We start from the raw sequence: 12,730 nt of genomic DNA, 5'->3' as shown, positions 1-12,730 counted from the left end.
AAGAAAAACTGCCCCGAAAGGGAAACTGCCCGGAACAGGAAAAAACCGCCCAAAAGGCGGTTTTTTCCTTATTTCTGTCTTCGCTTTTTCGCGGCCAGCAGGCGATTGAAGGTCTCGCCTGTCTTGTCTGCCGGCGTTTTCCCGCTGTCCGTCTGCGCGGCAGCGGTGCTGTCCGTTGCAGAAGCCCCTGCAGATCGGCTGCCGGCGGCGGAACGGCTCAACGCTTCCCCTTGCTCGCTGCTGCCGGATACCTGCGCGGAATGCCCGGCGGGAGGAGCCGCTGCAGCTGACATGCTGCTGTCCGTCGCGGCCCTCGTCTGCCCTGCCACGTCGGCCGTTTCCGCCTCTCGCTTGGCTGCCCGGCTTCGTTTCCGCTCTTCCTGCTTTTCTCCCAAGCGGGCAAACACCGATTGATGGCCTTCATTCCCGACAGACCCGCGCTTGCGGAATCGGGCCGTAAATCGTGTCCACCATGCTTCCGGGAGCTGCAGACGGCGGCAGGCGACATCCAGCGGCCACAGCAGGGCGGCCAGCATCAGCAGCCATTCACCGATCGGCTGCGTATCCCACTTGGCGGGCAGCTTGCCGGTAAACACCTCGTCCGGTCTGGTAATCAGTCTCCCTTCACCCGCCGTCAGCCATTGTCTCAGTTCGCTGTCCCCGTCCCGAGGCAGGCCGTACTCCGGCGAATACGAGACAGTCAACCCGGCGGTTTCGCTTGCCGTTACCTGTCCGTTCGTTTTTTCCGTGATCTGTATCAGATAGCTGCCCGGTTCAGCGGCGGAAAAACGGCCCTCCAGCGTACCCGGAGCCACCGGTTTCAGGCGCACGGCCTCCCGGTTCATCTCCTGGTTGACCACCACCGCTTCCAGTTCCTGCGGCAACTTCTCCCCTTTGGGGACGGTGACGGTTATGACGCCGCTCGTCCCGTCCAGCCGGGTCTCTGTCTTCCAGCGGCCCGTCGCGACCTGCGGCAGCGTCCAGGCCACCGCCTCGTTCCACATTCGGCTGTAGCCTGGCCACGTCACCCATGCCGGAGCCCATTTCCCCTCCAGATCGCTGGTCCAGGCGACCGACCGTCCCAGCCCGTACTGCCAGCGGATCAGAATCGGGTCCTCGTCCAGGCTGGTCAATAGCTGTTCAGCCGTCTGTTTTGGCGTCGTCGCCACGTATGCGTGCAGCGGCGGCAAGGGCTGGCGGAGCGCGGACCAGTCGTCGCCTCCGGTGCGCTTCGGCACCTGCGGCTGTTCCACGATATACGTGCGGCTGGCCAGCGCTGTCTCCTTACTGAAGATTTTCGGCACCGACGTCGCGTCTTTGGCGAAGTAGTAGCGCCCGTTTCCCCATTGGGCGATATCCTCCAGCAGCAAAGTATCGGCGTCATCACCGACGGCCACGGTGGACACGGTGATGTTTTCGCCCGCCATCTGCTGCAGGAGCGCCTGATAGTCACTGCTTCGGCCCGACTGTCCGTCGGTCAGCAGGATCACGTGCTTCCGCTTTGTCTGCATCGTCTTGATCCGCTCGTACGCCATCTGCAGCGCCGGGAATATATCCGTGCCGCCGTCGGCGAAAATGCCGCCGATCTGCCGATGGATTTCGTCCAGGTCGGTGACGGATCGGGGCGGAACCACTTCCCAGGGACTCCCGTCAAACGCAATGACGCCGATCTGATCCTGCCCGTTCAGCATCGTGGTGGCCCGGATCGCCGCTTCTTTTGCCAGCTCCATCTTGTCCACGCCGTGCGCGTCCGCAGACATGCTCCCCGACTTGTCGATCACCAGCACCAGTCCCAGCGAGGGCAGATCTTCCTTGCCGCGCAAATCCATATGGACCGGCAGCGCTTCCTCGATCGGGGTCTGCAGCCAGCCGCCCATCCCAAAGCTGTTGGAACCGCCGGTCATGATCAATCCCACACCTAGATCGCGGACCGCCGTCCGTATCCGCTCCATGTCGGCGTCGCTCAACTGGGTGGCCTCCACATCGGCGAGGATAATCGACGCGTACCGCTTGTATCCGTCCAGCGCCTTGGGCAAAAGTGACGGGTCCTTCACGTCCGTCTTGATGCTGCCTGCCGCAAGCGCGCTGACCAGGTTTTTCGCCGCGCCGGGATGTCCCTCCAGAACCAGCACGGTCGGGGCGCCTGCCACCTGCGCGTACGCGTGTGCCTGGTTGTTGGTCTGTACCGTGTCACGCTCCGGTTCGATCTCGACGCGGTAGCGCTGAAACCCTTCCTGCAGCGCTTTTTGCGTAAACAGGAAGCGGTTTTTCCCCTTTTCCACCTGTATGGTCTGCCGGCCTGCTTCCCGATTCCCCTCGTACAGGCGGAGGGTCGCCCGCGTGGCCGTCGTGCTTTCGACGTCCACCTTGATCGCGTACTCCTCGCCTGCGTACAGCCGCTCCGGCACCTGTACAGCCGTGAGCACCACTTCTTCTCCCTGCGGCTGCTGCAGGGAGACCGCTTCGACGGCAATGCCCCGTTCCGCCGCCAGCTTTGCTTCCCGCGCGGCATCGCCGTGCGTGGCCAATCCGTCCGTCAGGAGTACAATTTTGCCTCGCGCATGGCTGGGGATCATCGCGGCGGCCAGGCGGATCCCTTCGGCCAGATTGGTGGCATGCCGGTTCACTTCCACCCCGACCGGCTGCACGTCCTGCCGGGTCGTCAGCGGCTGGTCTACTGCCGCTTCCGCACCGACAGCCACCACGCCGAACTGATCTTCGGCCCGCTTCTCCTCCACCGCGGCGCGAATGAATTCGTACACCCTCGGGTCATCTTTCATCGACGCCGACCGGTCGACGACGACCACCACTGTCTCCGCCCGCACCGGATGGAGAAGCTGTGTCCCGGCGAGCGCCAAAATCAGCAGGAGAAAGACAGCACCGCGCACGGCAGCGATCAGCGTCTTGCGGCTGTTCGGCATCCTGCGCTGGCCGCGCCACCAGGAAGCAATCATCCAGGCGGCGGGAATCAGCAGGAGCAGAAACCACGGCTGCTGCACGTCAATACCCACGTTGATACACCCTCCATTCCGCAAACACCACCAACAGTGCCAGCGCCGCCAGCCACCCGGTCAGCTCCCGGCTTCCGGCAGCCTGGCCGTCCTGCGGCTTGGCTTCTCCTTCGCCGGCCCCGCTGCTTCCGACCGTCAGCGAACGCGGCGCGATGTCCGACTCCGCCTCGTCCATGTGAACCGCAAAGTAACGGACCTGTGCCGTTCCTGCGACTTCTTCCGTCAACCGGTACAACCCCGTCTGCTCCGGAACACGGAACAGCCAGGTCGTTCCCTGCGCCTCGACGGCCTGCTCCCGTCCGTCCGGGTAGGTCAGCGTCCGTTTTTCCGCTCCCGGCGTCAGCGGAATCGCCAGCGTCTCTCCCGGAACGGCGGGGCCGATCGGAACGTTCTGGGCGGACGACAGCCAGGAGGCCACATTTTGCATGAAAATCGGGAACGCCGGCCGCAGCGGAAAGTCGGAATCGTGCAGGTCAAAGTTGACGATGACACCCTTTCGTCCCGCCAATGACCCGGCCAGGACGAGGTTGGTGTCTCCTGCCTTCACCAGCGGCCGCATGCCCGGCATTTCGCTTACCACGGAGGTCCGGGCCACGTGCACATCCTGCCAATCCACGTGCTTCACGAGCGGATCGTCCGGCCGGAGTGTTTCCGGCCTGTGCTGCACAGCAGCTGCACCGGTGTACGGCAGCCAGTCTGTTTTTCGATCGGGAGCGATCACCAGGATGTTCCCCTCCGGCAGCCGGTCGGGCACCACGCCGTCAAACACCCACACGTCGGCCCTCTCGGTGCCATCCGGCAGCTCGGAGCGCGTCTCCACTTCCAAACGGCCGACTGACTGCAGGGCCTGGTGCAAAAACCGGTTTCCCTGCGGACTGACCAGCACGGCCCGCCCTTTTCCGGCGGCAAATGGCACGCTCCACCGCTCGTTGTCTTCCGCCAGCCCGTCCTTTTCCGGTTCGATCACCGCCCGGTAGACAGGGGCGGCGGGCAGGCGTTCAAAGGTAACGGTGCGGGACGCCCCGGCCTCCACCGCAAACTCGCTTACGTCCAGCACTTGTTGCTCGGGGCCGTAGATCGTCGCCCTGCCCCGCACGGGCTGACTGCCGTAGTTGTCGATCCGCAACAGCCCTTCTGTCCCGCCTTGGCCCGGCTGAGTAACAAAGGCGCCGATTGCTGCGTTTTCTTTTGCCCGACCCGCTTGCACAAAGCGATACGGACCGGATACTGCCAAGGCGCTCTCCTGTTCGGCCGCGCGGGCGGTCCCGCCGTCGCCAAACCACATCACCCCGCTGCCCGGCTCTGTCGCCGTGATCGCCGCGGCCAGCGACAGGGCCGCCTGCTGATCACTCGTCCCCGGACGAGGCGCCAGCGATTGCAGTGCCTGCAGCAGCGCCTGCCTGTCCGTACTCTTGGCCACCAGAACCCGCGGCTCCAGCCCCGCCTCGATCAGTGTGATCGCCTGCCCGCCGCTCAACCGTTCCACGATGCCGCGAGCGGCATCGAGGGCCTGCTCAAAGCGGGAGTGCTCCCCTTCCCTGGTCAGCATGCTGCCGGACGTGTCGATGACAAGCACGGTATGGTCGGCAATTGCTCCCGCCGTGGGCACGGCCGGACGGACCAACGCCAGCACCAGCAGGACGGCGGCCAAAAGTTGGAGCAGAAGCAGCAGGTTGCGCTTCAACTTTTCCCACGGGCGCACCGCTTCCCAGCTCTGCAGCGTCCGCTGCCACAAAAGCGTGCTGGGCACCTCCAGGTCCTCCGTGTTCCGCTTGAGCAGGTAGAGGGCGACAATGGCCGGCACGATCAGCAAAAATCCCAGATTGCCCAACGCCATCCACTGCATGACTGCCTTCTCCTCCTCTCTACCGAATCAACCCTGCCTGCCGGAACACCCGAAAGACCATTTGCTCCAGCGGCGCTTCCGCCTCCACCGCTGTGCAGGCGATTCCCCGCCGGTAGGCGAAATTGGCCAGCTCCGCCTGATAGTCCCGCACGGTCTGTCTGTAATGGTCGACGAGCTGCCGGGTAAGCGACACCTCTTTAAACTGCCGCGTCTCGCTGTCGATCAGCCGCCGCTCTCCCTCGTACGACGGCTCTCGTTCGTCTTGCGCCAGTATCTGAACCAGCGCGACCTCCTGCCGGGCAGCCTGCAGATAGGCGATGCCCGCTTCATAACCCGTTTCAAACAAAAAGTCGGACAAGACGATGGAGATGCCCGGTTTGCCCCGCACGGCGCCCGGTGAGCGGAGCGCCCGGTTCATGTCACCTGTCCCGCCCGCCTGCAGCCCGGAGAGAAAGGAGAGCAGGTGGGCCGCCTTGTGTTTCCCCTGCAGATTGCACAGCGACGCCGTCACCTTCTGGTTAAAGGCGTATACCGACACATAGTCCAGATGGCAAAGCGAGATATAGCCCAGTGCGGCTGCCAACTGCACCGCCCGTTCCAGCTTCCGGGGTTCCCCGTAGGCCATCGACCGGCTGCAGTCGATGTACAGCGTGACATGCAGTTCCTGCTCATCGAGAAATTTTTTCAAAAACAGCTTTCCCGAGCGGGCGTAGGCGTTCCAGTCCAACTGCCGCAGATCGTCACCGGGAGCGTACGGCCGGTAATCGGCAAATTCCAGCGAACTGCCTGTCCGTTTGGAACGTCGTTTGCCCGCGTGGGTGCCGCTGGCCATCCGCCTGCTCAACACCTGCATCCGCTCCAGCCGGCTGAGCCACGCCGGGTCCAACAACTGCCCGCTCATGCCTTGTCCTTCTCCAGCGCGGCCAGAATGTCGGTGATAATCCGGTCAGGGCGGATGCCGTTTGCTTCCCCTTCAAAGTTGAGAAACACGCGGTGCCTGAGCGCCGGCAGCGCAACCGCGTCGATGTCTTCGTAGGCCAGGTTGAAACGGCCGGCCAGCAGGGCGCGCACCTTGGCCAACGCCACCATTGCCTGCACGCCGCGCGGTCCCGCCCCGGAACGGACGTACCGGTTGACCGACTCCACCGCCTGTTCACCGGGATGGGTGGCCAGCAGCAATTTGACCGCGTATCGCAGCACCGGATCAGCCACCAGAATGTCGCGCGCCGCCTGCTGGATCTCGGCGATCTCCCGTGCGGAGGCCACCTTTTCCACAGACGCCGGCTGTCCCGCCGTCGTCCGCAAAACGATCTCCCTCAGCTCATCCTCGCTGGGAAACGGCACGTCGATTTTAATCAGGAACCGGTCCATCTGCGCTTCCGGCAGCGGATAGGTCCCTTCCTGCTCCAGCGGGTTTTGCGTCGCCAGCACGAAAAACGGCTCCGGGAGCGGCCGCGTGCTCCCGCCCGCAGAGACGGTCCGCTCCTGCATCGCCTCCAAAAGCGCGCTCTGCGTCTTCGGCGTAGCCCGGTTGATTTCGTCAGCCAGCACGACATGGGCGAAGACGGGGCCTGGTTGGAACTGGAACGACTGCTGCCCCGTTTCGTCCACGCGCAGGATGTTGGTCCCCGTGATGTCGGTGGGCATCAGGTCGGGGGTGAACTGAATCCGCTGAAACGACAGTTCGAACGCCTGCGCAAGCGTCTTCACCAACAGCGTCTTGCCCAGCCCGGGCACGCCCTCCAGCAGCGCGTGGCCGCCGGCAAAAACCGCCCAGAGCAGCTGCTCCACCACGTCTTTTTGCCCCACCAGCACTTTTCCGATCTCCTGCCTCACCCGTTCCACCCGGCTGAGGCACTCTTCCACTGCATGTTGTGTCATCGCCACGTCTCCTTGCTTCACGTTTTCGCTTAGGGTTCGATACTGCTGAAATACGCTTTGACCGCGTCCTGGTAATCGTCCGGAATTTTCCCGTGTTCCAGGCTCTCGCGGGCAAACGAAGCGTATTGGCTGTATACCTCTTCATAGGGACGGGCAGCTCCCGACGATACCTGTGTCGTGGTGCTGGCCCGGGACTGGGAGGGACCGGCTCCGAGCGGACCGCCCACGGTATCGGTCGGCCCTTCTGCGCCGATGCGGGGCGATGGGACGGTCACCAGTTCATGTCTGCCTGCGCCCAGACCCGCACCCGGGCCCTTGCCGCCACCTTTGCCGGAACCTCCCCCCGCCCCGGCACCGCTGCCGGAGCCTGCTCCATTCCCGGAGCCATTACCCGCACCGGAACCGCTTCCTCCGCCTGCCTGGCCGTTTCCACCTGCACTGCCGGCTGGGGATGTCCCTTGGCCTTGTTGGGAGCCTGCTCCCGAGGAATTCGCCCCCGCAGACCCGGAGGCGGGGACTGCCGTTCCCGCGCCGACTGATCCCGCTGTTCCCGCGCCAAAGCCCATCCCTGTCTGGCCGGCGCTGCCGAACGGGGAACCGGCTGCTGCCAGCATCATCTGCGACTGCTGCAGCACGGCCAGTGACTGTGCGGCCAGCAGCGCTCCCTGCTGCGCCTGTGTCACCTGCTGCATGGCCTGCAGCAAGCCGGATTGCAGTGATGCCATGGCCGACTGCACGTTGCCCTGGGCCAACTGCTCGGCCGCCTGCTTCAATTGCGCCGCGGTGGCGGCGGCGTCATCCGTCCCGGCGTCAGCAGCGGCCTGAGCCAAATGTTCCGCCGCTTTTTGCAGCTCCTCGGCAAGAGATTGCCGCTCCTTGGCAGACAGCGCCTCCAGCGCTTTAGCCGACTGGCGCAGCGCTTCTACCAGCGCCTGCCGGTCCTCTTTGCTGAGAGAAGCCGCGGCCTGCCGCAGTCCTTGATGCTGCGCCAGCGACTGCTGCAAACGCTGCAGTGCCGCCTGCTTCGCCAGTTCCGCCTGCTTCCATTGATCCAACTGCTTTTCCGCTGCCTTCAGCGCCTGGAGCCGTTCGGTCTGACTGTCCGCCTCCGACAGCGCCTTTTTGGCTTGCGCCAGTATCTCTTCCAGCTTCTTTTTTTGCGCGTCGCTCAACCCCTCAGCGGCTTTGGCCTCCTGCTCCAGCTTCGTCACCGCCTCTTGCGCCGCTTTCTTCGCCTCCCGCTCCTGGGCCAGCTGTGCCAGCCGCTCATCCTGCGGGTTGGCCCAGAAAACCAGCAGGAGACAAAGGGAGAGCAGGCATCCCGCTGCGTACGCGGGCCGTTTTGCATCTGGCAGGACGGGGATGCTCTCCAGCACCTGCGGCAGCGCCTCGCGCAAGCGGCGTACGGCGTCCTCCCGCTGCATAACAGCTAGCGGCGACGTACTTTCACGGTGCTCCAGCGCCGTCACGACCCGCTGTGCCAATCCCTGACGGTCGGCCAGCAGCGCGCACTCCCGCTCATCCGGACGGTGAATAAAGGCGACAATCGCTCCCGCCGCCACTGCGAGCAGGCAGATGGCGGCCGCAATCGCCTTGTAGTACGGGATGGGCACCAGGCGGGCGATGAGAAGAACCATCAGGCTTCCCCCCAGTCCCCACAGGACACCCGCCGTGAGCCTGAGCACAAGCTTCTGGACGCTCAACCTCCTGCGGATCGGCCGGAGCAGCGCGGACAGCTCATCCTTCTGTTCCTTCTGTTGCCGGATGGACACGACCCATCACTCCTTATTCGCCGCTTTTCGCAAACGGGGGCGCACCGGCTTGATCAGATAAACAGCCAGCGCCAGGCAGATTGCGGTGACAAACGTCAGAAACAGCACGTACAGCCAGAACGGGTCAACCGAAACGAACAAGAACTGGCTGCTGAGCGTCCGGCGCAGATCATGCACAGGTCCTTCGTTAAAAATGCCCAGCATTCCGACCAGCGGATTGATGCTGTGCAGCAGATCAGGCAACAGCGGCTCCGTGCGCACCGGCGCAGGGTTTTGCCGCTGCTGGTACTCGATGAACTCACGGATTACTTCGGCCAGGATGACGGTGCCCGCGGTATACGCGAAGACGACCGCATAGCTCAACACCGTAGCGACTCCCGTCCGTTTGATCAATGTCGAGATCAGCACCCCGACGCTGCCCAATGCCAACATGGTAACCAGGTAAAAGCCGAACACCTTCAGCAGTTGGGCGGGAGAGATGCCGCCGTACAAAAAGACGATCGCGTACAGCGGGATAGTGGAGAACACGAGAAACGTCACAAAGCTGAGTGACGCCAGCCATTTGCCCAAAATCAGTTTGGTCGCGCTGATGTTGGTTGTCAGCAGGACGTTCAGCGTCTGACGCTCCCGCTCGCCGGAAATCACCCCTGCCGTCAACCCCGGCACGACAAAGCAAATCATCCCCAACTGCAGGATTGAGAGCACGATGAACATTTCGCGCGAGTTGTTCATGTTGTAGTAGCCGCGGCCTCCCGTCACCAGATAGATAAACGTCAGCGTCACCATGCCCAACGCCAGCAGGTAAAAGGCGATGATCCACGGCGAACGGCGCGTCCGCATCCGCAGTTTCCACTCGTTTACAAGCACAGGGTTGCGCAATCGCTGCATGAGGTTCATGAGCCCACCCCCTTCGTGATTTCCAAAAAGATTTCTTCCAGATTGCCCTGCTCCTCGTTGAACGCGGCCACCGGCAGTCCCGCGGCCGCCAAATCGCGCAGCAGCGCTGCCTGCTGCTCGTCATTTCCCGTAAACCCGGCTACCACCCAGCTGCCTTCGCGCGTGACGTCTGATACGGTCGGCACTTCACGCAGCCGGGTCATCGCTTCCTCCACGCGGTCCAGCAGGCGGATGCGCAGCACCCGCTTTTCCTGCATCTTCTGGTAAATCTCGTCCACTCTGCCACACGCGACCAGGCTGCCGCCCTCGATGATGCCGATCACGTCGCACATCTCGGCCAGCTCCGGCAGAATGTGCGAGCTGATGATGATGGTCTTGCCCATGTCGCGCAGTTCCTTCAAAATCTCGCGCAGCTCGATCCGGGCCCTGGGGTCCAATCCGGATGCCGGTTCGTCGAGGATCAGCACTTCCGGATTGTGCACGAGGCAGCGGGCCAATCCCAGGCGCTGCTTCATCCCCCGCGACAGCGAGTCTACATACGCGTCCCGCTTGTGGCTCAGATTGACCAGCTCCAGCAATTGCGGAATGATCTGTCGGCGCTCCTGGGCGGGAATGTCGTAGTTGGCTCCGTAGAAGTCCAGGTACTCCTCCGCCGTCAAATTGTCGTACACCCCGAAAAAATCAGGCATGTAGCCGATCAGCTTGCGCACTTCACGCGGATGCTTTGTCACTTCGTATCCGCCGACGTACGCCTGGCCGCTGGTCGGCTCCAGCAAGGTGGCCAGAATGGACATTGTCGTCGACTTGCCGGCTCCATTCGGGCCGACGAAGCCAAACAAGGTGCCCTTCTCAATCTCCAGCGTCAGCCCTTTCAACGCTTCCATTTTGCCGTATCGCTTTACCAGCCGATTGATCTGGATCATGGACGCATCACCTTTCCTTCCACGCTGATCACCGGGGTGCCGAGGTGGCGGTAATCTTCATACCGGTGCGAAAACTTGATCCGAAGCGTGCCTTCGGGCGAGAGGTACACCGGCGTCTTGTCCCCGGTCATCGTGTTGTTGGCAAACGCCTTTTCGAACGGATCAAATTTATGGGTCTTCCAGTTGTACACCTGTTTATCAAACTGCGTATTGCTGTCCGACCAGGTGTAGAGGTAAATGTTCGTGATCTTCACCTGTTTGTCCCCAAGTTCGATCGGGAAGTCAAGCGTGATCTCGCCCGCCTGCATCATATACCCGTCGTCGCGTTCATCAACCTTCACCGAACTGCTCGTTTTGATAGGCACAATCGTTCCGGGCGGGTAGACAATATGGCCGTCCGTGGAGGGCTTCAGCGACAGCGGCTGCGTCACCAACGTCAGGCTTTCCGTCTGAGACCGCCTGTTCTTCACGTCCGTCTCCACCGCAGGGGTCTGTGTCCAGCCAAAAAGCATGAGTGACGCCGGCCGGAAGCCGCTTCCTCGATCCAAATCGTGGATCATCTCGCCTTCCCGACTCGTTTCATACGGGTCGTACCAGTCCACGTGCGGCGGGAGAATATCGGTTCTGGACTGATAGACAGAATTGTCTATTTGTGCCGGATTAAACGGCAGGTTGACCTGGACACTCGATCCCGGCGCCAGTTCAGGCACCTTTTGCACCTTGCTGCCCGAGACGATGACGACGTCCCGCAGCGCATACTTTGACTTGTTGGTCACCGTCCCTTTGACGGTGCCGTCGGCGTAGACCAGATCGGCCTCAAACAAACCAGCGTCGGTGACGATGTGCTCCATCCCCACCTTGCGCATGGACCAAAACTCGACGTCGCGGAACTGCACGAGCGACCGATCCGACTGCATCGAGACCCACGCCTTCGTCGACGCTTCACCGAGGTAATGGTGCTGAATCGGCCACACCTTGCCGTCTCCCTTTACTTCCAGCTCATAGTCGCCGCTCGTCGGCACAAACAGCGCCGTGACCGCCTTGGCCCGCGCCTGTCCGTCCCCCTGCAAGTGGATGATGCCGGTTTGATGCACGAGCGCGCCAGTTCCCCGCTGCAGCGCGCCGTACGAAAAAATAGCGACGCCGGTGATGACGGCAAACACCGGGACAACCACCCACATGTAGCCCTGCTTTCGCTTGCGGCGCAGCAGGTAATAGAAGACCGGACCCGCCAGCAGCGCGTAGCAGCCAAAAAACAGCGCTGTCCACTTCACGTCCGGCAATTTCAGCTGGGGAATGCGGTCGGCGGCCTGGTTTAATCCCCACATGCCATCCATGGGATCTCTTTCTGTTCGTTGCAGTGATGAGCCAAACGCCTTGGTCAGCGTCTCCGCCCAGAAACGGCTGTTGCCGCTCCAGCTTGCCACCGGCTCTTCCGACAGGTCGTAGGCAACGTACAGCACTTTGCCCTCACCCAGCGAACGTACCGCCATTAACGGAACGCCGCCCTCCGCATGGACCACGCTGCCCGTTTTCAGACGTCCCGCACTGATCGTAAACGGCTTTTCCAGCACAAGCGGCTTGTTTTTCTCCACCGCCAGACTGGAAAAAGCGGTCAGGCTCGTAACACCGGTCACCTCTACCGGCGAAAGGTCGGCAAGCACCCCCGCCGTCTTGTTGTAGTGGGCACCGCCGGCCAGCACGAGCATGCCTCCCCCCGCTGTCCAGTCGCGGATCGCCTGCACCTGCTGTCCATTTAACCCGTCCAGGGCAAAATTGTTCAAAACCAGAATGTCGAGCATTTCCAACTGCACTTTTGAAGTCGGGATCTGCTCCGGTTGCATCGGCAGGACCCGCACCGGATTGGGTAAGACCGATTGGGGCATCGCCCCAAGGAAGTTGGCGGTGTCAACGTCGGCCGCCAGCACGCCCACGAACAGCGTGTCCGGACCATACCGGCGTCCGCCGATTTTCGTTTGGGCCACGATCTCATCGCCTTGAATCAGGGCCACGTATCCGAATGGGTCGATCGCGTTGCCCGGTACGGTGATCGTTACCTGCTTGGTCGCTCCTTTGGCGACGGATACAGGCTGGTAGTACCCTACAGAAAAGTCGTCATTCTTACTTCCGGCTACGACCAGACTGCCTTCCACATCCGCTCCGCCATTGCTGACTGTCACCTGAACCGGGACCACGCCTGCTTGCTTGTACTCACCGCGAATGCCGGGCGTGACGCCCAGTTGTACAGATGATTCCGCATGTACCGTTGCTGCCCGGCTGTCGGGCAGTCCGGCCAACAGCAGCAGGCAGACACATATGTGCAGCAGCCAGTGCTTGGACTTCGCCATATTCATTTCCGCATAACCTCCGCGAACAAATTTGTCGTTTACCTGTAATGAC

The 12,730-nt window shown here is 62.4% G+C and carries 8 protein-coding genes; all 8 read right to left on the bottom strand.

Annotation, left to right across the window (positions count from 1 at the left end; genetic code table 11):
• Nucleotides 1–68: 68 nt before the first annotated feature.
• The 8 genes from KDN35_RS12400 to KDN35_RS12365 are packed head-to-tail and all read right to left on the bottom strand — an operon-like array spanning nt 69 to nt 12,684.
• Complete coding sequence (locus tag KDN35_RS12400; protein WP_212132838.1) at nt 69–3,011, bottom strand: VWA domain-containing protein; 2,943 nt, start codon at nt 3,009–3,011, stop codon at nt 69–71.
• A complete protein-coding gene (locus KDN35_RS12395; RefSeq protein ID WP_212132837.1) occupies nt 3,001–4,857 on the bottom strand; it encodes a VWA domain-containing protein in 1,857 nt (618 codons plus the stop codon). Before KDN35_RS12395 ends, KDN35_RS12400 begins: the two co-directional genes overlap by 11 nt.
• A 19-nt stretch (nt 4,858–4,876) precedes the next feature.
• The gene (locus tag KDN35_RS12390; RefSeq protein WP_171566270.1) at nt 4,877–5,758 is read right to left on the bottom strand and encodes a DUF58 domain-containing protein; all 882 of its coding nucleotides are present in this window, start codon (nt 5,756–5,758) and stop codon (nt 4,877–4,879) included.
• Nucleotides 5,755–6,738: an AAA family ATPase gene (locus KDN35_RS12385; protein ID WP_171566271.1), complete on the bottom strand. Its 984-nt coding sequence runs from the start codon at nt 6,736–6,738 to the stop codon at nt 5,755–5,757. Before KDN35_RS12385 ends, KDN35_RS12390 begins: the two co-directional genes overlap by 4 nt.
• Nucleotides 6,739–6,767: 29 nt before the next feature.
• Nucleotides 6,768–8,510, bottom strand: a complete 1,743-nt coding sequence (locus tag KDN35_RS12380; RefSeq protein ID WP_349290981.1) for a coiled-coil domain-containing protein — start codon at nt 8,508–8,510, stop codon at nt 6,768–6,770.
• A gap of 6 nt (nt 8,511–8,516) precedes the next feature.
• On the bottom strand, nt 8,517–9,407 hold the full coding sequence (locus KDN35_RS12375; RefSeq protein WP_212132836.1) for an ABC transporter permease: 891 nt from the start codon (nt 9,405–9,407) through the stop codon (nt 8,517–8,519).
• Nucleotides 9,404–10,330 carry an ABC transporter ATP-binding protein gene (locus tag KDN35_RS12370; protein WP_212132835.1) on the bottom strand — a complete coding sequence of 309 codons (927 nt, stop codon included), beginning with the start codon at nt 10,328–10,330 and terminating at the stop codon, nt 9,404–9,406. The genes KDN35_RS12375 and KDN35_RS12370 overlap by 4 nt, the downstream gene beginning before the upstream one ends.
• Nucleotides 10,327–12,684 carry a DUF7408 domain-containing protein gene (locus tag KDN35_RS12365; RefSeq protein ID WP_212132834.1) on the bottom strand — a complete coding sequence of 786 codons (2,358 nt, stop codon included), beginning with the start codon at nt 12,682–12,684 and terminating at the stop codon, nt 10,327–10,329. Before KDN35_RS12365 ends, KDN35_RS12370 begins: the two co-directional genes overlap by 4 nt.
• Between the last annotated feature and the right edge of the window lie 46 nt (nt 12,685–12,730).

Source organism: Brevibacillus sp. NL20B1, assembly GCF_018195675.1.
Lineage (GTDB): Bacteria > Bacillota > Bacilli > Brevibacillales > Brevibacillaceae > Brevibacillus > Brevibacillus aydinogluensis.
The sequence above is the reverse complement of the archived record's forward strand: the minus strand, read 5'-3'. Positions and strand labels throughout refer to the sequence as shown.